Source organism: Asanoa iriomotensis (assembly GCF_016862515.1).
GTDB lineage: Bacteria > Actinomycetota > Actinomycetes > Mycobacteriales > Micromonosporaceae > Asanoa > Asanoa iriomotensis.
Genome location: NZ_BONC01000059.1, coordinates 28,039 through 51,232 on the forward strand (window position 1 = coordinate 28,039; position 23,194 = coordinate 51,232).

At 70.4% G+C, this 23,194-nt stretch carries 17 protein-coding genes; 13 read left to right on the forward strand and 4 right to left on the reverse strand.

What is annotated here, in order from left to right; translation table 11 throughout:
* The first annotated feature begins 34 nt into the window (after positions 1-34).
* The 12 genes from Air01nite_RS30960 (at position 35) to Air01nite_RS31015 (ending at position 15,280) form a co-directional block, all read left to right on the forward strand.
* Positions 35-1,036 (forward strand): ABC transporter substrate-binding protein, encoded by a 1,002-nt coding sequence (locus tag Air01nite_RS30960; protein WP_203706881.1) that lies wholly within the window; start codon positions 35-37, stop codon positions 1,034-1,036.
* Positions 1,037-1,089: 53 nt separating this feature from the next.
* Complete coding sequence (locus Air01nite_RS30965; RefSeq protein ID WP_203706882.1) at positions 1,090-2,616, forward strand: sugar ABC transporter ATP-binding protein; 1,527 nt, start codon at positions 1,090-1,092, stop codon at positions 2,614-2,616.
* An 88-nt stretch (positions 2,617-2,704) separates the two neighbouring features.
* Complete coding sequence (locus Air01nite_RS30970; protein ID WP_203706883.1) at positions 2,705-3,718, forward strand: ABC transporter permease; 1,014 nt, start codon at positions 2,705-2,707, stop codon at positions 3,716-3,718.
* Positions 3,715-4,713 carry a galactofuranose ABC transporter, permease protein YjfF gene (gene yjfF, locus Air01nite_RS30975; protein ID WP_203706884.1) on the forward strand — a complete coding sequence of 333 codons (999 nt, stop codon included), beginning with the start codon at positions 3,715-3,717 and terminating at the stop codon, positions 4,711-4,713. Before Air01nite_RS30970 ends, yjfF begins: the two co-directional genes overlap by 4 nt.
* A gap of 11 nt (positions 4,714-4,724) precedes the next feature.
* Positions 4,725-6,374 (forward strand): ribulokinase, encoded by a 1,650-nt coding sequence (gene araB / locus Air01nite_RS30980; RefSeq protein ID WP_203706885.1) that lies wholly within the window; start codon positions 4,725-4,727, stop codon positions 6,372-6,374.
* Positions 6,371-7,861, forward strand: coding sequence for an L-arabinose isomerase (araA, locus tag Air01nite_RS30985; RefSeq protein ID WP_203706886.1), 1,491 nt, complete (start codon positions 6,371-6,373; stop codon positions 7,859-7,861). Before araB ends, araA begins: the two co-directional genes overlap by 4 nt.
* A 226-nt stretch (positions 7,862-8,087) precedes the next feature.
* The gene (locus Air01nite_RS30990; RefSeq protein WP_203706887.1) at positions 8,088-8,633 is read left to right on the forward strand and encodes an RNA polymerase sigma factor; all 546 of its coding nucleotides are present in this window, start codon (positions 8,088-8,090) and stop codon (positions 8,631-8,633) included.
* Positions 8,620-10,497, forward strand: a complete 1,878-nt coding sequence (locus Air01nite_RS30995; protein WP_203706888.1) for an EAL domain-containing protein — start codon at positions 8,620-8,622, stop codon at positions 10,495-10,497. The genes Air01nite_RS30990 and Air01nite_RS30995 overlap by 14 nt, the downstream gene beginning before the upstream one ends.
* A 33-nt stretch (positions 10,498-10,530) precedes the next feature.
* Positions 10,531-12,198, forward strand: a complete 1,668-nt coding sequence (locus tag Air01nite_RS31000; protein WP_239091088.1) for a vWA domain-containing protein — start codon at positions 10,531-10,533, stop codon at positions 12,196-12,198.
* Positions 12,195-12,803 carry a hypothetical protein gene (locus tag Air01nite_RS31005; protein ID WP_203706889.1) on the forward strand — a complete coding sequence of 203 codons (609 nt, stop codon included), beginning with the start codon at positions 12,195-12,197 and terminating at the stop codon, positions 12,801-12,803. The genes Air01nite_RS31000 and Air01nite_RS31005 overlap by 4 nt, the downstream gene beginning before the upstream one ends.
* Positions 12,800-13,942, forward strand: a complete 1,143-nt coding sequence (locus Air01nite_RS31010) for a hypothetical protein (RefSeq protein WP_203706890.1) — start codon at positions 12,800-12,802, stop codon at positions 13,940-13,942. The genes Air01nite_RS31005 and Air01nite_RS31010 overlap by 4 nt, the downstream gene beginning before the upstream one ends.
* A 33-nt stretch (positions 13,943-13,975) precedes the next feature.
* On the forward strand, positions 13,976-15,280 hold the full coding sequence (locus Air01nite_RS31015; protein ID WP_203706891.1) for a toxic anion resistance protein: 1,305 nt from the start codon (positions 13,976-13,978) through the stop codon (positions 15,278-15,280).
* Here Air01nite_RS31015 and Air01nite_RS31020 read toward each other — a convergent pair.
* From Air01nite_RS31020 to Air01nite_RS31035, 4 genes are all read right to left on the reverse strand, one after another.
* The gene (locus tag Air01nite_RS31020) at positions 15,277-16,332 is read right to left on the reverse strand and encodes a DNA polymerase III subunit beta family protein (protein ID WP_203706892.1); all 1,056 of its coding nucleotides are present in this window, start codon (positions 16,330-16,332) and stop codon (positions 15,277-15,279) included. The genes Air01nite_RS31015 and Air01nite_RS31020 overlap by 4 nt on opposite strands.
* A 151-nt stretch (positions 16,333-16,483) precedes the next feature.
* Positions 16,484-17,431 carry a non-homologous end-joining DNA ligase gene (ligD, locus tag Air01nite_RS31025; RefSeq protein ID WP_239091089.1) on the reverse strand — a complete coding sequence of 316 codons (948 nt, stop codon included), beginning with the start codon at positions 17,429-17,431 and terminating at the stop codon, positions 16,484-16,486.
* Positions 17,432-18,230: 799 nt separating this feature from the next.
* On the reverse strand, positions 18,231-20,747 hold the full coding sequence (locus tag Air01nite_RS31030) for an MMPL family transporter (protein ID WP_203706893.1): 2,517 nt from the start codon (positions 20,745-20,747) through the stop codon (positions 18,231-18,233).
* Between the two features lie 67 nt (positions 20,748-20,814).
* The gene (locus Air01nite_RS31035; protein WP_203706894.1) at positions 20,815-22,503 is read right to left on the reverse strand and encodes an AMP-binding protein; all 1,689 of its coding nucleotides are present in this window, start codon (positions 22,501-22,503) and stop codon (positions 20,815-20,817) included.
* Between the two features lie 48 nt (positions 22,504-22,551).
* Here Air01nite_RS31035 and Air01nite_RS31040 point away from each other — a divergent pair, with 48 nt between their 5' ends.
* Positions 22,552-22,935: a YciI family protein gene (locus Air01nite_RS31040; RefSeq protein ID WP_203706895.1), complete on the forward strand. Its 384-nt coding sequence runs from the start codon at positions 22,552-22,554 to the stop codon at positions 22,933-22,935.
* The last annotated feature ends 259 nt before the right edge of the window (positions 22,936-23,194 follow it).

The window sequence follows — 23,194 nt, forward strand, 5'->3', positions numbered from 1 at the left end:
ACGCGAGCCATCGACGTACGTGAGGAGGAAAGCCGTGCTCAGAAAGGTGTCCGCGGTTGTGCTCGGTGGCGTGCTCGTCGCTGCCGCGCTGGCCGCTTGTGGTGGCCAGGAACGGGGTGGCGGCAGCGGGACGGGGTCCGGGGCCGGCAAAGACGACGGCCAGATCGTCATGGGCTTCTCCCAGGTCGGTGCCGAGAGCGGCTGGCGCACGGCCAACACCAAGTCCATCCAGGAGTCCGCCGAGGCGGCCGGGATCAAGCTCCAGTTCTCCGACGCGCAGCAGAAGCAGGAAAACCAGATCAAGGCCATCCGCAGCTTCATCTCGCAGAAGGTCGACATCATCGCCTTCTCGCCGGTGGTCGAGTCCGGCTGGGACACCGTTCTCAAGGAGGCCAAGGACGCCGGCATCCCGGTGATCCTGACCGACCGGGCCGTCGACTCACCCGACAAGACGCTCTACAAGACGTTTATCGGCTCCGACTTCGTGGTGGAGGGCCAAAAGGCCGGCGAGTGGGTCAAGCAGGAGTTCGCCAGTGCGAGCGGCCCGGTCAACATGGTCGAACTGCAGGGCAACACCGGTGCGGCGCCGGCCATCGACCGCAAGGAGGGCTTCGCGTCGGTGATCGGCTCGGACCCGAAGTTCAAGATGCTCGCCTCGCAGCCCGGCGACTTCACGCGGGTCAAGGGCAAGGAGGTCATGGAGGCCTTCCTGCGGGCCAACCCCGACATCGACCTGCTCTACGCGCACAACGACGACATGGGTCTCGGCGCCATCGAGGCGATCGAGGCGGCCGGCAAGAAGCCCGGCACCGACATCAAGATCGTGACCGTCGACGCGGTGAAGGACGGCATGCAGGCGCTCGCCGACGGCAAGATCAACTTCATCGTGGAGTGCAGCCCGCTGCTCGGCCCACAGCTGATGGACCTGGCCAAGAAGGTGGTCGCCGGCGAGACGGTGCCCGAGCGGGTGCTGACCGAGGAGACCACGTTCACCCAGGAGCAGGCCAAGTCGGCGCTGCCCGACCGCAAGTACTGAGCTCGACGGTGGCCCCTTCGGGGGCCACCCCCTTCCCAAAACAGGAGAGGGCCATGTCGGAGAGGGAGCCGGTGCTCGTCATGCGGGGCATCGGCAAGCGGTTCCCGGGCGTCGTCGCGCTCGACGGCGTCGATCTGCGGTTGTTCCCGGGCGAGGTGCACGCCCTGATGGGCGAGAACGGCGCGGGCAAGTCGACCCTGATCAAAGTGCTCACCGGCGCCTACCACCACGACCAGGGCGACATCACGCTCGGCGGTGAGCCGGTCGCCTTCGCCGGGCCGCACCAGGCTCAGCAGGCCGGCATCAGCACCGTCTACCAGGAGATCAACCTCTGCCCCAACCTGTCCGTGGCGGAGAACGTGCTGATCGGCCGGGCGCCCACCCGGTTCGGCCGGATCCGCTGGTCGGCGATGCGGCGCCGGGCCGAGGAGCTGCTCGCCCGCCTGCAGCTGTCCATCGACGTCGGCTCGGACCTGGGTGCGCATTCGATCGCCGTACAACAGCTGGTCGCCATCGCCCGTGCCCTTGACGTCGATGCCAAGGTGCTGGTCCTCGACGAGCCGACGTCGAGCCTCGATGCGTCCGAAGTGGACCAGCTCTTCCGGGTGATGCGCGGGCTCAAGGACGACGGCATCGCGATCCTGTTCGTGACGCACTTCCTCGACCAGGTCTACGAGATCGCGGACCGGATGACCGTGCTGCGCAACGGCCGCCGGGTCGGCGAATATCGCACCGCCGAGCTGAGCCAGCTCGACCTGGTCGCCGCGATGATCGGCAAGGAGCTGGCGGCGCTGGAGGACATCGAGGAGGCGCCGCGTCGCGAGGTCGCCGCGCTCGAGCGGGGCACACCGGTCGTCAGCGCCGACGGCGTCGGCCGCGCCGGGGCCATCGCGCCGTTCTCCCTCGGCATACACAAGGGCGAGGTGGTCGGCCTCGCCGGGCTGCTCGGCTCCGGCCGCACCGAGATCGCCCGGCTGCTGTTCGGCGCGGACCGTTCCGACCAGGGCCAGATCGCGGTCGACGGCACGCCCGTCACGTTCCGGGGGCCGCAGTCGGCGATGCGGCACGGGATTGCCTACTGCCCCGAGAACAGGCGCACCGACGGCCTGGTCGAGGAGCTGACCGTCCGCGAGAACATCGTGCTCGCCCTGCAGGCGGCTCGTGGCTGGGCTCGCCCGGTGCCCCGCGGCCGGCAGGACGAGCTGGTCGGCCGCTTTGTCAAGGCGCTCGACATCCGGCCGGCCGATCCGGAGCTGCCGGTGCGCAACCTCAGCGGCGGCAACCAGCAGAAGGTGCTGCTGGCCCGCTGGCTGATCACCGAGCCGCGGCTGATGATCCTCGACGAGCCCACCCGCGGCATCGACGTCGGGGCCAAGGCCGAGATCCAGCGCCTGGTGGTCGAGCTGTCCGACGGTGGCATGGCGGTGCTGTTCATCTCGGCCGAGCTGGAGGAGGTGCTGCGGCTCAGCCACAAGGTCGCGGTGCTGCGCGACCGCCGGCTGGTCACCGAGCTCGAGAACACCGACGGCCTCGACCTCGACCGGGTGATGGCCGCGATCGCGAGCGGAGGGGCGACATGAGCGGGCGGGCGGCCCGATGGCCGTTGCTCTGGCCCGCCGGCAGATGGAGAGGTGGCGCGGGTCCCGCGAGCCGAGGGGAAGTGACGGCATGAGCAACCTGGTCCGGCACCGCCTGTTCTGGCCGGTTGCGATGTTGTTGTTGCTCCTCGTCGGGAACCTCGCCTTCACGCCGGGCTTCTTCGCCATCGAGCTGCGCGACGGGCACCTCTTCGGCGCCCTGATCGATATCCTCCGCCAGGGCGCGCCGCTGATGCTGGTCGCGCTCGGCATGACGCTGGTGATCGCGACCGGCGGCATCGACCTGTCGGTCGGTGCGGTCGTGGCGATCTCCGGTGCGCTGGCCTGCCAACAGATCAGCCAGCTCGGCGACCAGGGCGCGGTCGGCGGCGTCCTGGTCGCCGTGGCGTTGGCGCTGCTGCTCTGTGCCGGCCTCGGGCTGTGGAACGGCTTCCTGGTCGGCGTGGTCGGCATCCAGCCGATCATCGCGACGCTGATCCTGATGATCGCCGGCCGCGGCGTCGCGCAGCTCATCACGGGCGGCCAGATCATCAACGTCAACTCGCCGCCGTACAAGGCGATCGCGACGGGTTTTCTCCTGGCCGTCCCGGTGCCGGTGATCATCGCGGCCGCGCTGGTCGCGGTCGTCGCGCTGGTCACCCGGCGCAGCGCGTTCGGCATGCTGCTCGAGTCGGTGGGCGGCAACGCGGGCGCGAGCCGCCTGGCCGGCATCCGTTCGCGACAGTTGATCATCATCGCGTACGTGGCCTGCGCGGTCTGTGCCGGCGTGGCCGGGCTGATGGTCAGCTCGACGGTGTCCAGCGCCGACGGCAACAACGCCGGCCTGCTGATCGAGCTCGACGCGATCCTGGCGGTCGTGATCGGCGGCACTTCGCTGCTCGGCGGCCGGTTCTCGATCGCCGGCACCGTGGTGGGCGCGCTGCTGATCAAGACGCTCGACACGACGATCTACACGATCGGCATCCCGCCCGAGGTCACCCTGCTGTTCAAGGCGGTGGTCGTGGTGGTCCTCTGCCTCGTGCAGGCGCCCGCCTTCCGCGCCCGGTTCGCTCGTCGTCGCCCGACCGCGGAGGTGTCGGCATGACCAAGGTCGAGACGCGGTTGCCGGCCCCGACCGTGCCGCGCCGGTTCCCGCTGCGCCAGAAGTACCTGCCGGTCACCGCCACCGCGGTGTTGATCTCCCTGATGTACGGCCTCGGCGTGATCAACTACCCGGGCTTCAGCGACACCCAGATCGTGCTCAACATCTTCATCGACAACGCGTTCCTGCTCGTGGTCGCGGTCGGCATGACGTTCGTGATCCTGACCGGCGGCATCGACCTGTCGGTCGGCGCAGTGGTCGCCCTGACCACGATGGTGGTCGCGCTGCTGCTGGAGAACGGCTGGCCGGCCGCGGTCGTGCTGCCGGTCGCGCTGCTGATGGGCGCGACGATCGGGCTCGGGATGGGTCTGATGATCCATTACTTCGAGGTGCAGCCGTTCATCGCGACGCTGGCCGGCATGTTCCTCGCCCGCGGGCTCTGTTATGCCATCAGCACCACCTCGATCGGGATCGACGACCCGTTCTGGGTGCGGGTGGCCAACGCGCAGCTCTGGGTCGGCGGCTGGTTCATCACGATCAGCGTGCTGGTCGCGCTCGTCGTCGTGCTGATCGCCGCCTACGTGCTGGCCTACACGACGTTCGGCCGCGACGTCTACGCGGTCGGCGGCAACCCGCAGTCGGCGATGCTGATGGGCCTGCGCGTCGGCCGCACCCGGATCGCCGTCTACACGATCAGCGGGCTGTGCTCGGGCCTGGGCGGCGTGCTGCTCAGCTTCTACATGCTCTCCGGGTACGGGCTGCACGCCTCCGGCATGGAGCTCGACGCGATCGCCGCGGTGGTGATCGGCGGCACGCTGCTCACCGGCGGCTCCGGCTACCTGCTCGGCACCGTGCTCGGCGTGCTGGTGCTCGGCCTGATCCAGACGATCATCACGTTCCAGGGTGATCTGAGCTCCTGGTGGACGAAGATCTTCATCGGACTGTTCCTGTTCGTCTTCATCGTCCTGCAGCGCGCCGTGACCCGGCGCCGCCGCTGAGGGGTGGGCCCATGGCCGCGCACGTGATCGGCATCGACTTCGGCACGCTCTCGGGCCGGGCCGTGGTGGTCCGGGTCTCCGACGGTGCCGAGGTCGGCTCCGCGGTGCACGAGTACGCGCACGGCGCCGTCGAGCGCACCCTGCCCGCCAGCGGCCGGTCGCTGCCGCCGAACTGGGCGCTGCAGGTGCCGCAGGACTGGCGCGACGTGCTGCGCGAGGCGGTGCCGAAGGCGCTCGCGGTCGCCGCAGTCCCGGCCTCGGACGTGGTGGGCATCGGGACCGACTTCACCGCCTGCACGGTGCTGCCGACCCTCGCCGACGGCACGCCGCTCTGCGAGGTCGACGGGTTGGCGGACCGGCCGCACGCGTACCCGAAGCTCTGGAAACACCACGCCGCACAGGGCCAGGCCGACCGGATCAACGCGGTCGCCGCCGCCCGCGGCGAGCCGTGGCTGCGCCGCTACGGCGGCCGGATCTCGTCGGAATGGCAGTTCGCCAAGGGCCTGCAGCTGCTCGACGAGGACCCGGAGCTGTACGACCGTGCCGAACGCTGGATCGAGGCGGCCGACTGGATCGTCTGGGAGCTGTGCGGTGCGGAGACCCGCAACGTCTGCACCGCCGGCTACAAAGGGATCCACCAGGACGGCTCGTACCCGTCGCGCGATTATCTGGCGGCGCTCGACCCGCGCTTCGCCGGCTTCGTCGACAAGCTGCGCCACCCACTGTCGGCGTTGGGTGGTCGCGCGGGCTCGCTGACCGCACGTGCGGCGGCCCTGACCGGCCTGCCGGAGGGGATCGCGGTCGCGGTCGGCAACGTGGACGCGCACGTCACCGCACCCGCCGCCCGCGCTGTCGAGCCCGGCCAGCTCGTCGCGATCATGGGCACCTCGACGTGTCACGTGCTCTCCAGCGACGGGCTCGCGGAGGTGCCAGGCATGTGCGGCGTGGTGGCCGACGGGATCGTGTCGGGGCTGTGGGGCTACGAGGCCGGCCAGAGCGGGGTCGGCGACATCTTCGCGTGGTTCGCGGAGACCTCGGTGCCGGCCTCCTACGTGGCCGCGGCCGGCGGGCGCGACCTGCACGAATATCTCAGCGAGCTGGCGGCGGCACAGCCCGTCGGCGCGCACGGCCTGGTCGCGCTCGACTGGCACAGCGGCAACCGGTCGGTGCTGGTCGACCACGCGCTCTCCGGCGTGATCCTGGGCCAGACGCTGGCCACCCGGCCCGAGGACCAGTACCGGGCGCTGGTCGAGGCGACCGCGTTCGGCACCCGGATGATCGTCGAGACGTTCGAGTCGGCCGGTGTGCCGGTCACCGAGGTGGTCGCCGCGGGCGGGCTCCTCAAGAACGACTTCGTCATGCAGGTGTACGCCGACGTGCTGCGCCGGCCGATCGCGGTGATCGGGTCGGCGCAGGGGCCGGCGCTGGGCTCGGCGATCCACGCGGCGGTGGCAGCCGGGCACTACCCGGACGTCCGGGCCGCCGCGGCGGTGATGGGCAGCCGGGGACCAGACGTCTACCGGCCGGATCCCGAGCGTGCCGACGCGTACGACCCGATCTACGCCGACTACCGCGAGTTGCACGACCACTTCGGGCGCGGTGCCTCGAACGTGTTGCACCGTCTGCACGCCCGCCGCTCGACGCAGGGAGGACGGACTTGAGCCGCTTGTGGTTCCTCACCGGCAGCCAGGAGCTCTACGGCGCGGACACCCTGCGCCAGGTCGCCGCACAGTCACAGCAGATCGCCGCCGCGCTGGACGCGGCCGCCGACGTGCCGGCCACGGTCGAGTGGCAGCCGGTGCTCACCTCGTCGGAGGCCATCCTGCGGTGCTGCCGGGCCGCGGCCAGCACCGAGGGCGTGGTCGGCGTGATCGCCTGGATGCACACGTTCTCACCCGCCAAGATGTGGATCGCCGGGCTGGACGCGCTCGACCTGCCGCTGCTGCACCTGCACACACAGTCCAATGTGGCCCTGCCCTGGGCCGACATCGACATGGACTTCATGAACCTCAACCAGGCGGCACACGGCGACCGCGAGTTCGGCTACGTGCAGACCCGCCTCGGTGTGGCGCGCAAGACGGTGGCCGGGCACGTCAGCGACCCACGGGTGACGGCCCGGATCGGCGGCTGGACGCGGGCGGCGCTGGGCCGGGCCGAGCTGCGGTCGCTGCGGCTCGCCCGGTTCGGCGACAACATGCGCGACGTGGCCGTCACCGAGGGCGACAAGGTCGAGGCGCAGCGGCACTTCGGGGTTTCGGTCAACACCTACGGCGTGACGGAGCTGGCGTCCGCGGTCGACGCCGCTTCGGATTCCGATGTGGACAAGCTGGTCGCCGAGTACGACCAGGTCTACCGGTTGGCGCCGGCGCTGCGGCCCGGCGGTGCCCGGCACGAGTCGCTGCGCTACGCAGGCCGCATCGAGCTGGGCCTGCGCGCGTTCCTGACGGCGGGCGGCTTCCGGGCCTTCACGACGAACTTCGAGGACCTGGGCCGGTTGCGGCAACTTCCCGGGCTCGCCGTGCAGCGGCTGATGGCCGACGGCTACGGCTTCGGCGGCGAGGGCGACTGGAAGACCGCGGTGCTGGTGCGCACGTTCAAGGCCATGTCGGCCGGCCTGCCCGGCGGCACCTCGTTCATGGAGGACTACACGTACGACCTGACGCCCGGCCAGGAACGTACGCTGGGCGCGCACATGCTGGAGATCTGCCCGTCGATCGCAGGGGAAACCCCGCGCGCCGAGATCCACCCGCTGTCGATCGGCGGCCGCGAGGATCCGGTCCGCCTGGTCTTCGACGCCGCGCCCGGCCCCGCGGTCGTGGTCGGCCTGGCCGACCTGGGTGAGCGCTTCCGCCTGGTGGCCAACGAGGTCGACGTGGTGCCCGCGGACCACCCCCTGCCCAAGCTGCCGGTGGCGCGCGCGATCTGGACGCCGCGCCCGGACCTGCTGACCGCCGCCGAGGCGTGGCTGACCGCCGGCGGCCCGCACCACACGGCCCTGACCCAGGCGCTCGGCGCCGCGGAGTTGCACGACCTGGCCGAGATGACGGGGACTGAGCTGGCCATGGTGGACGGTCAGACGACCGTGCGCCGGTTCGTCCAGGAACTGCGGTGGACGGCCGCGTACCACCGCTTGGCCCGTGGCCTCTGACGCACGAGAAGTCAAGGTGCGAACACGTTCTGTGAATGAATCCGAAAGCTGACTAATTTTATGTCCGTGAATATCCGCACCTCATCGCTCTGCGCGGCGATCGGCCAGAAAATACCTGGCCTGAAAGTTCTTACGCAGAGTTGCGTCGCCGGAGTTATATGCGGAGCGACGGTGGCGGAGGGGCGGAAATGATCTTCAGCGATGTGTGCCGACCGGGGGTGGCGGCATGAGCGTGGCCTTGGCGCTGCCGCCGGGGGACGACGGTGCACGGCGGCGCACGACCGACCGGTCGTTCGAGCAGTTCCTGAGCGAGAACTACACCGCGCTCGAGCGGTTCCTCCAGCGGCAGTGCTTCGACCCGCACCTCGCCGAGGACGCGCTGCACGAGGCGCTGATCGTGGCCCTGGACAAGTGGGAGACCGTGTCCCGGCACGAGAAGCCGCTCTACTGGGTCCGCAAGGTGGCCTGGTACAAGCTGCAGACCCTGCACGACCGCCAGAAGTGGAAGGACACGGTGCCGCTGGAGAACGTGGCGGACGACGTGGTCGAGCCGCGGACCGCGCACGAGGTCGAGCGGTTGGTGCTGCACACCGCGCGGCTGCTGCCCGCCCAGCACCGGGCCGTGTTCGCGCTGATGCTGGAGGGCGACACGGACCAGCAGATCGCCCTGCAGCTCGGGTTGGGCGAGAAGACCGTGGCGACCTACAAGGCCACGGTGCGGCGGATGTTCCGCGAGCAGCTCAGCGAAGGGGCGCCGGATGGACCTCGATGAACTGGTCGCGCTCGCCCGGACCGCAGTGCCCAACCCGTTGGAACGGGCGCGCGCCCGGCGCGCGATGCGGCGGATCGCCGACGACCGGCGCCGGCGGCTCGACGAGGGCAGGGAGATCCTCACCGACGTCGACCTGCACGACCCGCTCCTGGCCGACCTCGACGAGGCACAGCGCATCCGGCGGGCGGCGGATCTGCGCCGGCGCGGGACGATCACCTGGGCCACCGGCGCGCGGTGGGTGACCTGGACCGACGAGATGGCGCGGATCTTCGATCGGGCGCCGACCGACTCCCGCGCGTCGCTGGCGGGGCTGTTCCGGCTCGTCCACGCCACGGACCGGGGCCGGGTGCGGCGGGCCGTTCACGACGTCTGGCGCCGGCAGTCCGCGGCCGACGTCGTCTGCCGGATCATCCGCGGCGACGGCTCGACCGGCTACGTGGAGTTCCTGGTCGAGGTCACCACCGACGGGCGCGGTCGCACCACGGGGATCATCGCCACCGGCCACGACGTCACCGCGGCGCACAAGGACCGCGAGGAGACCGGGCGGCGCGCCCTGCGCGCGGCGAGCGTCCAGCAGAGCGTGGTCGAGGTGGACCAGGTGACCGGGCTGTTGACGCGCAAGGCCTTCGCCGACGAGGTTGGTCGCGCGCTGCGCACCGGCACCGGCACGCTGCTGGTGATTTCCGCGTCTCCGTACATCAGTCGCTCGTCCGATGTGGAGTCCGGGCGGGACCATCGACTCAGCGCCGCCACCGCGCGGCTGCTCCGCGAGGCGTTCGACGCGCTGCCGTGCGGTGCACTCGGCCGGCACGAGTTCGGCGTGCTGCTGCCCTACACGACGTTCGAGACGGCGACGCGGCGGGCCGAAGAGGTGATCAGCAGCCTGCGGCAAGCCCGCTACATGGCCGACTGCCCGCGGATCGACGCGTTCGGCGGTCTGGTGCGCTACGACTACCGGCTGCCGGTCGACAGCATGGACCTCCTGGTCGACGCCGACGGGGCGTGGCGGCGGGCCAAGCACGAGGACCGGCCGCTGCACGTGCTCCGCCAGCCGCCGTCCGCCGACGAGCGGCGGGAGATGTGCCGGAACGGCATCCGCAGCGCGGTCGACCAGCGCCGGTTCATCCTGTACGCGCAGCCGTTGCGCGACCTGGAGCTCAACCGGACGACCCGGCACGAGATCCTCCTGCGGGTGCTCGACGAGGCCGGCCGGCCGACGCTGCCCACCACGTTCCTGGAGCTCGCAGAGCACGTCGACGAGATCCTGGCGGTCGACAAGTGGGTGCTCGACCGCGCGCTGCGCTTGATCGGCGAGCGCCGGCAGACCTCGCACTTCCAGATCAACGTCTCTGGCCGTTCGCTCGGTGACGCACTGCTCGGCGCCCTCACGGACGCGATCGAGCGGTACGGCGTGGACCCGACCAGGCTCACCATCGAGATCACCGAGACCGCCGCCATCGGAAACCTGACGGTCGCCCGCCGGTTCGCCGACGGCGTCCGGGAGCTGGGCTGCCAGGTCGCGCTCGACGACTTCGGCACCGGGAACACGCCACTCGGGTTCCTGACGAAACTGCCGGTCGACCTGGTCAAGATCGACGGGAGCTTCATCGCCGGCATCGCGCACTCCGCGGCCAAGCAGGCGGTCGTGCAGGGGCTCGTGCAGATGTGCGCCAGCCTGGGCATCCTGACGGCAGCCGAGTGTGTGCAGGACGACGCCACGATCGACCTGCTCCGCGTCTACGGCGTCGACTTCGCGCAGGGCTTCCACGTCGGCGAGCCTTCGCCGTTGCTCGCCGAGTCGCGCCCGGCCAAACAGCTCGAACTCGAGGTGTATCCGGTGGCCAGCGCGTCCCTCGCGATCTGAAAACCACTGGCGGGCCCCTGCTACCACGGGGTCGTGAACAACCATCACCAGAACGCGCCGGCCTGGGGTCGGCGTGTGGCGGCCGCCGTCGGCGTGGCCGTGTTGTTGCTGGTCGCCGCGTGTGACGGTGGCCAGCAGGGTGGCAGCGAGGAACAGCGCTACGTGGACGACGCGAAGTCGCTCTCGTTCGTGGCCGGCTCCGAGCAGGAAAAGATCATCGACGCCGTGGTGAAACCCTGGTGTACGGCGCGTGAACTCCACTGCACCTTCGCCCTCAAGGGCTCCGTCGACCAGGCCCGTCTGCTCGCCTCCGGCAGCCGCGACTACGACGCCTACTGGTTCGCCAGCAGCGTCTTCCTCCAGGTCGGCGACGCGGGCAACGTGCTGCAGGACGTCGAGCCGATGTTCCTGACACCGATCGTGTTCGCCGGCTGGAAGTCCGAGATGGAGCGCCTGGGCTTCGCGGGCAAGGCGAGCGTGCCGATCCAGCAGATCCTGGACACCGTCGAGTCCGGCCGCACGAAGGTCTGGGTCACCAACCCGACCCAGTCCAACTCCGGCGCGACCGTGCTCTTCGGCTTCCTCAACCACTTCGCCGGCAACGGCCCGGGGCAGGCGCTGACACAGGCACAGCTCGACTCGAAGCCGGTCGACGCCGGGATCACCCGGTTCATCCGGGCCATGGACGCCACGCCGCCGTCCAGCGGCACGCTGATGAACGAGTGCGTGGCCCGGCCGGACGCCTGCAAGACCATGTTCACGTACGAGGACCTGGTCATCGAGAAGAACCAGGAGTTGGTGGCGCAGGGCAAGGAGCCGCTGGTGGCCACCTATCCCGAGGGCGCCCTGGCGATCAGCGACGCGCCGCTCGGGTTCTTCCCGCACGGCGCGGGCAGCGACGCCGGCAAGCGGCAGGCGCTCGGTGAGCTGCAGGACTACCTGCTCAAGGACCCGGACGCGCAGGCCAAGCTGCGCGGGTTCGGTCGCCGCCCGGTGACCGGGGTCGGCCTCGCGCTGGCGAACGCCGATCCGGCCGTCTTCAACCCGGCCTGGGGCATCCAGGCCACGCTGAAGGAGCAGCCGATCTCGTACCCAGCGGCGCCGGTGATCAAGGCCGCGCTGGACCGCTACCAGACCCACTACCGGCGGCCGGTCGACGTCTACTACTGCCTCGACGGCAGCGGGTCGATGGGCGAGAACAACGGCTGGAACGGCGTCGAGGAGGCCGGGCGGCAGATCTTCCTGCAGGACCAGGCGGCGCTCAACTTCCTGCAGACCCACCCCGAGGACCGCACCACCGTGACGATCTTCAACGACGCCCTCGCGGACGGCCCCTGGACGGTCGACGGCAACGACCCGGCCGAGATGCGCGGGCTGAGTGACGACGTGATCGCGTACGACCCGGGTGGCGGCACCAACATGTACGGCTGCCTCGCGCGGGCCGGTGCCGAGTTGAACGCGCGGCCGGCGGACGGGCGCAAGCGGCTCGTGGTGCTGATGACCGACGGGATCTCCGACCGGGTCGACACCTCGTCCGCGCTTGCCGCGGTGCGCGGTGCCGGCGCGCCCGTGATCGCGATCGCGTTCGGCAGCGAGACCGACCCGACGCAGTTGCGGGAGGTCGCCGACGCCACCGGCGGTTCCTTCGTCCAGCAGGACGACCTGGTGACCGCGCTGCGCCAAGCGGCGGGTTACAAGTGAGGCACCGGTTCGCCGCCCCGGTCGGGCTGCTGGCCGCCGTCGCGGTGTTCGTGGTCGCGTTCCTGCTGACCCGCAGCCTGTTGTGGCCACCGTTGCTGGCCTTCGTCGCCGCGGTGGGCACCTATCTGATGCTCGACGACCGGTCGCGGCGCCAGGTGGACAACGACGACTACGCCGCGGAGGCGCGGTCCCGGGTGACCGAGGCGCTGGGCCGGGTGAAGCGGATCCGTGCGTCGGCGCGCTCGGTGTCGAACCCGGCGGCTCGGGCGTCCCTCGACCAGGCCGCCGATCACGTGACCGAGCTGTTCGACCGGGTCCGGCGCACGGCACCCAACAGCCTCTATTCCACGGCCAGCCAGCTCAACGGTCATCTGTCGAGTCTGGAGGGTGTGCTGATCCAGTACCTGGACATCCAGGCGAAACCCGGCCTGTACCGCGATCCGGTGGCGCTGGCCCGCAGCGGAGAGCAGGCGTTCCAACGCTTCGCGGAGTTCACCTTGGACAGTGTGCGCCTGGTCAACCAGGGTGACATCGCGCAGTACCAGGCAAACCTCGAAACCGTCGCACCGCCGGAGCTTCCGGAGCTGACTGGGGGACAACCGTGAGACTGCCGAGCCCTCGCTTCCTGGTCGGGCTGGTCGCCGTCCTGGCCGTGCTGGTCGGTGGCGCGTTCGTGGTGAACCGGCTGACCCGGCCCGCGGCGGCCGGCAGCGAGTCGTTGACGCTCAACTGTGTCGGCGGCTCGGAGAAGTCGGAGCTGATGGCCGACGCGCAGGTGCGGGCGATCCTCGCTGACCGGTACGGGTTGACCGTGCGGTTCACGCCGCTGGGGTCGTACGACCAGGTGCGGCTCTCGACCGACGAGCTGCGTCAGCGGGCGGTCGACTGCCTGTGGCCGTCGAGCGCCAGCGCGCAGAACGTCTTCGAGACCACGCACGCGTCCCAGTTCCCGGACTACCGGGCCGAGAACGTGCTGCAGTCGCCGGAGGTCATCTACGCCGGGCCGCGCGGCACCGACGCGTTGGTGAAGGCCAAGCTGGTCGAGAAGCGGGCGGACCGCTACTACCTGGTCGACGTCAAGTCGCTGCTGGTCGACCACGTGCTGGGCAAGAGCACCTGGCAGTCGCTGGGCGCTGCCGACCTGCGCGGGCCGGTGACGATCGGCAGCACTGACCCGGCGAAGTCCAACAGCGGCTTGACGATGGCGCAGCTCCAGCTCACTATTCTGTCCACTTCGGACGCGTTTGCCGCGCCGTCACTGGCACAGGCCCGCAGGGCGTTGCCGGCTATGCGGGCGCTCTACGACGCGCAGGGGCTGCAGGCGCGCACGTCCGACAACGGGTTCCGCGAATGGCTGACCCAGGGTGGCGAGTTCAAGGCGCCGTTGTACGCGGGATACGAGAACCAGCTGATCCAGCAGGCCGCGCTGGCCGGCGACGACCGGTCGGCGTTGCTGCGGGACATCCGGATCCTCTATCCGGAGCCGACCATCTACAGTGACCACCCGATCCTGGCTCTCGACGCCGGCGCGGGCCGGTTCATCGACGCGATGAAAGATCCCGAGATCCAGGCGCTGGCGTGGCAGACCTACGGGTTCCGGTCGGCTGTCCAGGTCGGACTCGCCGACGTGGGTGACTTCCCGGACCTGCCGCTGGCCGACCAGGTGCGGGTCACCCCACCCCCGAACGCCGACGTCACCCTCGCCCTGCTCGCTTGTCTCCAGGACGCCACGAAATGCGCCTGAGTCATTGCGTACGCCATCGAAAGGTTTTTGATCATGTCTGACGGACTGCAGATCGACTTCGGCAGCATCGTCGGCGGGCCGGCCGCGTTGCCGTCCGGCCCGGCGGACGCGGCGGTCTCGAACGCACTGGTGAGCGGCCAGCCGCGGCAGCTCGTCTGCGTCGAGCTGCTCACGCCGGCGCAGCGCGAGCAGGCCACCGCGGCGGCCCGGCAGCTCTTCCCGGCGATGCTCGCCAACACCGATCAGCTCGCGACGTTCGGCAACACCGCGATCGACCAGGTCAACACCCAGGTCAACCGGATCTTCCGGGAGGTCGGGCGGGTCAACATCCCGGAGCTGACGTCGATCATGCACGAGCTCAACGACCGGATGCGCAACTTCCGGCGCAAGTACGACCCGAGCGACCCGCGGGTGCGCGAGACGTTCGACAAGTTCATGGACGCGGTGCGCGGCCTGTTCCGCAAGGGGCGCGACCTGCTGGAGATGCTCTTCGAAGAGGCGCGGACGGTGGAGCAGCAGCTCGACCGGGTGGCCGGGCAGCTTTCCGACAAGCAGCTCCAGCTCAAGCGCAACGTGGTGCTCTGCGACGAGCTCTACAAGGCCAACGAGGCGGCGATCGCCCAGTTGATCGGCGCGATCGCGGTGATGGAGCTGGTGCGGGACGAGGCTGTTGTTGCCGCGAATGCCGTCGTCGTCGTGCCGGGCGCGCCGGACGCGCGGGACAAGGAGGAGGAGCTCTCGCGGATCACGGAGTTCATCCAGGCCATCGAGGTGCGGATCAACGAGTTCCAGCAGCGGCTGTTCGTCGCGTGGTCGACGTCGCCGCAGGTGCGCAACATCCGGACGCTCAACTATGGCCTCGGGCAGCGGCTGGCGCTGCTGATGAACCTGACCATTCCGACGATGAAGCTGACCATCGCCCAGTGGGCGCTGCTGTTGCAGGCCAACCAGGCGGCGGACATGCAGCAGGCGGTGGCGGACGGGGCCAACGACGTGCTTTCGGCGTACGCCCGGGCGTCGAAGACCGCGGTGCCGCAGATCGCGCGGACCATCCAGACGCCGACGATCCGCCCGGAGACCATCCTCGAGGTGGCCGAGTCGATCGACGCGCAGGCCCGTGGGATCGAGGAGGCCGTCCGATATGGACAGGCGAAGCGGGCCGAGGTCGTGACCGCGATCGTGACCGCCAACGAGTCGATGTCGCAGTCGGCGCAGCAGCTCAGCCGGACGGTGGTGGAGCTGGTCGCGCGGGCCAAGGAGCCGGTGGCGCTCCCGGCCGGTCCACAGCTGCCGGCCGCGATCCTGCAGCAGGCACCGGCCCGGGAGCGCGCCGTTTAAAGCTTCACGGGCATGATCAGGGAGTACGTGCGGTCGTCCGTTGGGCGGCGGATGGCCAGCGGGCGGATCGGGCCGTCCAGCTCGAGCACCAGCTGGCCGTCGCCGCCCGCCGTGAGGGCCTGGAGCAGGAACTCGCGGTTGACCGCCACGTGCTCGTCGGCGCCGTTCTGCCATTCGGCCTCGCCGACCAGGTCGATCTTCTGGCCGTCGGCGATGGCCAGGACGGCCAGCTCGTGGTCGATGCCGTCGTGCTGGCGGATCACCCGGGGGGACTCGTTGACGGCCTGCCGCAGTGTCGCGGCGTCGATCGGGGTGCGGTGGGGGCTGCCGCCGGCGGTGCCTTCGGCGACGACTCGGCGGTAGTCGGGGAAGTCGTACGCCAGCGGCTCGTCCTTGATCGCCCAATCGGTGCCTTTTGCCTCGACCGTGGTCGCGGTGAGGTGGATCGTGATGGTTTCGGTTTGTCGCGCGGCGTGTTCGCGGACCTGGTCGATCCAGGGCAATGGGGCGATGTGCCGGGTGGCCGGGCCGTCGACGGTGGCGGGCTCGCGGTGGATCGCCATGCGGTAGCGGTCGGTGGCCACGAGGGTGATCGCGCCGGGTTCGACGTCGAGCAGGACGCCGGCGAGCATGGGCAGGTCCGGGTTGGTGCTGGCGGCGAACCGGACGCTGTCGAACGCGGCGGCCAGCACTGCGCTGGTCAGGGTGACGGTGGTCATCGGGATCTCCTGCGTGTCGAGAAGGGCGTGTACGCGGGAGAGCTCGCGGCGGGCGTCGGTGAGGCCGGCCTCGAGGCGGTGCAGATGCTGGTCGAGCAGCCGGTGCGCGGCTGCCGTCTCCGACTTGAGCACCGCGGCGATCTCGGCGACCGGCATGCCGACCCGGCGCAGGCCGGCGACCAGGCGGGCCTGACGGACCTGACGGTCGTCGTACCAGCGGTAGCCGTTCTCCGGGTCGACCAGCGCGGGCACGAGCACGCCGGCGCGGTCGTAGAACCGCAGCGCGCTCACGCTCAGGCCGCTGGCCCGGGCCGTGTCGCCGATGCTCCGCATGTCGCTCTCCACATCCGTCACCCTGGGGCCTCGACTTTGTCGAGGGTCAAGCCGGCTCGCCCTGCTTGCCTTTCGCCGCACGGATTTTTGTCGGAGGTCCCTGGTACTCATGTCCCTATGGAACACGGGGTGATTGTGCCGGGCAGTGGGTTCAGGGGTGCGGGAGGCGGGCCTCGCGGGGGCGGCGGTCTGGGCGCAGGCCGCGCCACGACGGGTGGCGCAGTCTTCCCTCCGGGGTCACTGACCGGAAGACGACCTCGCCCACCACCTTAGGGCGCACCCAGCGCACCCCGCGCCGGTCCGCCGTGGGGATCTCATATGCCAGCGGTGAGCGGTCGGTCTCCAGCGGGCCCAACAGGGCGAGCAGCTCGCCGAGCATGTCGTCCGTGAATCCGGTGCCGACTCCACCGCAATAGGCGAGCTTGTCCTGGTCGTCATAGGCGCCCAGCACGAGCGAGCCGATCGTGCCCGCGCGCCGCCCGGCGCCGGGTTTCCAGCCGACGACGACCACCTCGGTGGTCTGGATGAAGGGAGTCTTGAGCCAGACGGGCGAACGCCGTCCGGGGTGATAGGTGCCGTCGACACGCTTGGAGACCACGCCTTCCATGCCGCGCTCGCGCGCGGTGGCCATCACGGCGTCGGGGTCGGTCTCGAAGTAGGGCGCGACCAGCACGGGCTGCTCGTCGATGCCAAGCCCGTCGAGCACGGCGCGGCGCTCGTGCCACGGGCGCGCGGTCAGCGGCTCGTCGAGGAAGAGCACGTCGAAGACGCCGTATACGACCGGGGTGGCGGCGATCAGCGCCGGGCTGGGGCTGACCACGTGCATGCGGCGCTGCAGCGACGAGAACGACGAGACGCCGCGCTTGTCGAAGGTGACGATCTCACCGTCGAGCACGACTCTCCGGCGGCCGACCAGGTCGGCGACCACGCCTAGTTCGGGGTAGCTCGCGGTGACGTCGAGGTCGTTGCGGGACCGCAGCCGGATACCGCCGCGCCCGTCGGTGTAGGCGACGGTGCGAACGCCGTCCCACTTGAACTCGTAGGCCCAGCCGGGGTTGGTGGGGATCTCACCCGGCACGGCCAGCATGGGCTCGATCACCGGCGGCCAACCGAGCCCAGGCGGCTTACGCCGCGCCGCGGGGCTCACCGCGGTCCCGCCGGGCTGATCACGCCGGCGTGTGGCTTCGTCGCGGTGCGGCCACGGGCCGGTGCGGTGCCGCGTGGCTTTGTGGCGGTGTGGCCAGGGGCCGGCGCCGTGCCGCATGGCCTTGTCGCGGTGTGGCCACGGGTCGGTGCGGTGCCGCGTGGCTTTGTGGCGGTGTGGCCAGGGGCCGGTGCGGTGCCGCGTGGCTTTGTGGCGGTGTGGCCACGGGTCGGTGCGGTGCCGCGTGGCTTTGTGGCGGTGTGGCCACGGGTCGGTGCGGTAGCGCAGGGCTTTGTTCCGGTGTGGCTCGGGCTGGTGGGGATCTCGCCCCTCGGCGCCGGTATGGGCTCGATCACCGGCGGCCAGCCGGGCCCCGGCGGCTCACGCCGCGCCACAGGGCCTCCTGCGGTGCCGCCAAGCGCGCCGTGCCGGCGCCTCGCGGCGCTGACGGGTCTCAACGCGGTGTTGGGATTTAGCGTGGCGCCATGCAGTTTTGCCGCGGTGCGGCCTGCCAGCGTCCTGCTGGTAGCAGGTGGCGTTGCGACGGCGGGCTTGGTCGGGTTGGCATGCGGCCTTGTCATGGCGTGGCTCGGCTCAACCGCGGCGCGGTTTCGAGCGATGGCGGTGCCGCGCTCTATCGTTGCGGCGCGCGGCGTTGTCGCGACCTCGGGTGGCGCAATGCCGCCGGGTGGCCGCGCGTCTGTGCGCGATGTCGTCGCGGTTGGGCCCGGTCGTCTTGCGGACCCGCCGGGTGTCATCGCCGTGCTCCCTCGAGTTGGGGTTTCGGCGGTGGGGCGCCCTCGATGTCGAGGCGGGGGAGGAGGCGGTCGAGCCAGCGCGGGATCCACCAGGAGCGGTCATCGAGGATCGAGAGGATTGCCGGCACCAGGATCATCCGGACGATGCTGGCGTCCAGCAGCACCGATGCCGCCATGCCGACCGCGAGCATTTTGATCGTCGGGTCCGGGTCGGCGACGAAGCTGATGAATACCACGATCATGATCAGTGCGGCCGTGGTGATCACCCGGGCGGTGCCGCCGATGCCGAGTGCGACGCTGCGGCGGGTGTCGTGGGTGTGCAGGTAGGCCTCGTGTACGCGTGACATCAGGAAGACCTCGTAGTCCATCGACAGCCCGAAGACGACGGCGAACATGATCATTGGGACGTACGCCGGGATGGACAGGCCCATGTCCACCCCGATCAGCGACGCGCCCCAGCCCCACTGGAAGACGGCGACGATCACGCCGTAGGCGGCGCCTACCGAGAGGAGGTTGAACACGGCGGCCTGGATGCCGATCGCCAGCGAGCGGAAAGCGGTCGTCAACAGCAGCAGCGACAGGACCACCACAGCGAGGATCAGCCACGGCAGCCGCTCGACGGTGCGTGCGGTGAAGTCGTCGTAGCCGGCCGTCGTTCCGGTGACGAAGGTGGTCGCCGGCACGGTCGGCAGCACGTCGTCGCGGAGCCGGTGCAGCAGGTCGGTGGTCGCCTGGTCCGAGGGCCCGGTGGTCGGGATGACGTTGAGGATCGCGGCGGTGCCCCCCGGGTTGACCAGCGGCTGCGTCACCGAGGCCACGCCGGGCTGCTGTTCGAGGGTGAGCTGGGTGCTGGTGAGCAGGGTCTCGGCGTTGGTGCCGGGTGGAACCTCGACGACCACGGTCAACGGCCCGTTGGTGCCGGGACCGAAACCTTGTGCGATCAGGTCGTACGCCCGGCGGTCGCTGTAACTCGTCGGATCGGTGCCGGGCCCGAGCTGCCCGAAGCTGATCCAGATCAACGGGATGGTGATCACCAGCAGCGCGGCGACGGCACCGATCGCCCAGGGCCAGGGTTGCCGGCTGACATACCGGCCCCACCGCGCGAACGCCCCACGCTCGTGCGCGGGATGAACAACGGAATCGGTCCGCGCCCCACCAGGGGTTCCAGACTCACCCGGGCGGCCACCCGCGCCCCCGGGCGCCCGCGAGGCGGCGTTTGCTCCTGAGCCGCCGAGTCCCGGCCCCGTTCCGGGGCCGCTCGAGCTCAGGCCCGGGGTTGTTCCCGAGTCGCTGCGTCCCCGGCCTGTTCCTGACCCGCTCGAACTCGGTCCCGCTCCCGAGCCGCGCAGACCCGGCTCGGTCATTCCTGGGCCGCCGGGAGCCGGGCTCGCCCCTGGGCCGCTCGCACCTCCACCGCCAGGCGCCGCCTGCCGCCGTGGTTGCGGCGGCGCCGGCGGAACGGTCGTGCCGTCGGCACCACTGCCCGCGCGCCGGCGGCGGAAGCGCATCGCGCGGATGGTCCGCCCCGACAGGCCCAGGAACGCCGGGATCAGCGTCAACGCCGCGATCATCGTCGTCGCCACGCCTAGCGCCGCCGAAACCCCGAGCGCGCTGATGAAGGGCAACCCCGCGATGTAGAGGCCGAGCATCGCGATGATCACCGTCGTACCGGCGACCAGGACGGCCATGCCCGAGTGCGTGTTGGCGCTGGACGCCGCGCCGACGTAGTCGTCCGTGTCCGCCAGGTGCTCGCGGTGCCGGGCCACCTGGAACAGGCCGTAGTCGATCGCCACGCCCAGGCCCAACAGCGTCGCCAGCGTCGGGCCCGTGGTCGGGAACGTGACCACTGCGGCCAGGAGGCCGATGATCGAGAGGGCGCTGAGGACCGAGAAGACCGCGGACACGAGCGGGATCAGGGCCGCGACCACCGAGAAGAACATCAGGAAGAGCAGCACGAACGCGACCACGATGCCGACGATCTCCGAGCCCAGGTCGTTGGTGCTGCGGTCGATCTGGCCGGCGGCGGCGCCGTACTCGACCGTCAGGCCGGCCGCCCGGGCCGATGCCACGGCCTGGTTGAGCTGGGCCAGGTAGTCCGCGCCAAGCGTGTCCGTGGAGATGTCGAAGTTGACGTTGGCGTACGCGATCGTGCCGTCCGGCGACACCGTCTGCGGGTTCGTGGCGAACGGGCTCGTCGCGCTGATGACGTGCGTCAGCTTCGTGGTGTTGGCGACCGCCTGGTTGACCGCGCCTTCCTGCTGCAGCACCGTCGTGCCCGGCGGTGAGTGGAAGACGAGTTGACCCACGAACGTGCTCTGGCCCGGGAACTCGGACGCGATGATCTGCGTGCCCTTGTCGGACTGACTACCCGGCACCGTGTAGTTGTTGTTGTAGGTGCCACCCCACCGGTTGTTGCCCACCACCAGCCCGACCACCAGCACCAGCCAGGCGGCGATGACGATCCAATGGTGGCGGGCGCAGGTGCGCCCGAGGCGGGCCAGGAACGCGTGCATGCGAGGTCCCCTTCGGGCGGCCCAGGCCTTCGGGCGGTCCAGGGACCGGGCATTTAGCTTAAAACGGTCAAGTCGTCCGGGTGTCCTCCTCGCGGAACTCCGTCGCCGGGCGGCCGCCGGCCGCGTACGCGTCATGGTCGTTGGTCCGCAGTTCGACCCGGCGGATCTTGCCCGACAGCGTCTTGGGCAGCGCGGCGAACTCGAGGCGCCGCACGCGCTTGAACGGCGCCAAATGTTCCCGGCAGTGCGCGAAGATGGCGGCCGCCGTCGTGGCGTCGGGCTCCCAGCCGGACGCGAGCACCACGAACGCCTTCGGCACGGCGAGGCGCACCGGGTCCGGCGAGGGCACCACCGCCGCCTCGGCCACCGCCGGATGCTCGATCAGGACACTCTCGAGCTCGAACGGCGAGATCCGGTAGTCCGACGCCTTGAACACGTCGTCTATCCGCCCGACATAGGTGATGTATCCGTCGGAGTCGCGCGAGCCGACGTCTCCCGTGTGGTAGTAGCCTCCGGCCATCGCCTCGGCATTGCGCTCCGGGTCGCCCTGATAGCCGACCATCAGCCCCAGCGGCCGGTCGCCAAGGTCCAGACAGATCTCACCGTCGTCGCCGGGCCGGCCGGTGGACGGGTCGACGAGCGCCACCGCGTACCCGGGCAATGGCCGACCCATCGAACCCGGCTTCACCTTCTGCCCGGGCGTGTTGGCGATCTGCACCGTCGTCTCGGTCTGTCCGAAGCCGTCGCGAATGGTCAGTCCCCACGCCCGGCGTACCTGCTCGATGATCTCCGGGTTGAGGGGTTCGCCCGCGGCCACCGCCTCCCGCGGCGGGGTGCGCAGCGTGCGCAGGTCGGCCTGCACGAGCATGCGCCAGACGGTCGGCGGCGCGCAGAAGGTCGTGACGCCGCAGCGGGACATCTGCGCCATCAGCGCGCCCGCGTCGAACCGGCTGTAGTTGTAGAGGAACACGCACGCCTGCGCGTTCCACGGTGCGAACACGTTGCTCCACGCGTGCTTGGCCCACCCCGGGGACGAGATGTTGAGGTGGACGTCGCCGGGCCGCAGGCCGATCCAGTACATGGTCGAAAGATGACCCACGGGGTACGACGCGTGCGTGTGCTCCACCAACTTCGGCAGCGCGGTCGTGCCGGAGGTGAAGTAAAGGAGCAGAGGATCGGTCGCGCGGGTAGGCCCGGACGGGGTGAACAACACGCCGGCGTCGGCACTCGCCGCGTAATCGAGCCAACCATCGACGGAAGTGCCCACCGCGATCCGGCTGTAATCACCCGCGACCTCCGCCAGCTTGCCCGTCGACGCGGCGGTCGTGATGACGTGCCGGGCGTCGCCCCGGTCCAGCCGGTCCCGCAGATCAGCCGGCCCCAACAGCGGCGTCGCCGGGATGATCACCGCGCCGAGCTTGGCGCAGGCCAAGATCGTCTCCCAGAGCTCGACCTGGTTGCCGAGCATGACGATGACCCGGTCGCCGCGGCCGACACCGACCTCGTCGCGCAGCCAGTTGGCCACCTGGTTGGAGCGCTCGGCCAGCTCGCGGAACGACCGCTTGGCCTCGGACCCGTCCTCCTCGACGATCCACAAGGCCGGCGCGTCGTTGCCCTGTGCCATCGGGTCGAACCAGTCCAGCGCCCAGTTGAACGCGGCCAGGTCGGGCCACCGAAACTCCGCGAACGCCCGGTCGTAGTCGTCTGCGACGTCGAGGAGATAGTCCCGCGCCGCCCGAAACGCTTCTCCGCTCACCGCCCCAGTCTGCTCCCGATCATGGTGAAGCGCGCGACACTGAGGGGCATGAAATATCTGATCATGGTGTACGGAAACCCGCAGTCACGCGCCATCTGGGCGGGCTTCACGGACGAGCAGCGGGCGGCCGGCATGACCGAACACCTGGCCCTCCGCGAGGCTATGGCCGCCGCCGGGGAGTTGCTGCTCTCGGAACGCCTGGCCGACCCGTCGACCGGCACCCGCCTGCCGGCACAGCCCGCCGCGCTGGCGTCACTGGGCCTGCCGAGCGACGGCCCGTTCGCGGAGTCGAAGGAGCACCTGGCGGGCTTCTACCTGGTCGACTGCGACTCGGAGGAGCGTGCCCTGGAATGGGCGGCGCGCATCCCGGAAGCATCCCTCGGCCTGGTCGAGGTCCGCCCGGTCTGGTCGGGCGACATCACCAAAAAGTAGCGTTCGGACTCGTTGTCCGACATGCCCGGTGCGACGGCCTTACGGTTTGGCCCCACCCGTCGCACGACCGAGGACTGCAACACGATGGTCGACATTGGAAGCCCTGGCCGGCTACGCGCCCTCGCGAACACCGCGTTGACGCACAAGTGGTGGCTCGGGATATCCGGCATCGCCGCCGTTGCCGCCGTCGTGGTCGCTGTCTCGCTGCCCCCGGGGTCGCCGTCGGTAAAGGCCGGCGACTGCAATGCCCAGGGTTCCG

Excerpts from the sequence above, each read along its gene's own strand:
- Air01nite_RS30965 (WP_203706882.1), top strand. The coding sequence starts at position 1,090 with ATGTCGGAGAGGGAGCCGGTGCTCGTCATGCGGGGCATCGGCAAGCGG.
- Air01nite_RS30970 (WP_203706883.1), top strand. The coding sequence starts at position 2,705 with ATGAGCAACCTGGTCCGGCACCGCCTGTTCTGGCCGGTTGCGATGTTG.
- Air01nite_RS31015 (WP_203706891.1), top strand. The coding sequence starts at position 13,976 with ATGTCTGACGGACTGCAGATCGACTTCGGCAGCATCGTCGGCGGGCCG.
- Air01nite_RS31030 (WP_203706893.1), bottom strand. The coding sequence starts at position 20,747 with ATGCACGCGTTCCTGGCCCGCCTCGGGCGCACCTGCGCCCGCCACCAT.
- Air01nite_RS30990 (WP_203706887.1), top strand. The coding sequence starts at position 8,088 with ATGAGCGTGGCCTTGGCGCTGCCGCCGGGGGACGACGGTGCACGGCGG.
- araB (WP_203706885.1), top strand. The coding sequence starts at position 4,725 with ATGGCCGCGCACGTGATCGGCATCGACTTCGGCACGCTCTCGGGCCGG.
- Air01nite_RS31040 (WP_203706895.1), top strand. The coding sequence starts at position 22,552 with ATGAAATATCTGATCATGGTGTACGGAAACCCGCAGTCACGCGCCATC.
- Air01nite_RS31020 (WP_203706892.1), bottom strand. The coding sequence starts at position 16,332 with ATGCGGAGCATCGGCGACACGGCCCGGGCCAGCGGCCTGAGCGTGAGC.
- Air01nite_RS30995 (WP_203706888.1), top strand. The coding sequence starts at position 8,620 with ATGGACCTCGATGAACTGGTCGCGCTCGCCCGGACCGCAGTGCCCAAC.
- yjfF (WP_203706884.1), top strand. The coding sequence starts at position 3,715 with ATGACCAAGGTCGAGACGCGGTTGCCGGCCCCGACCGTGCCGCGCCGG.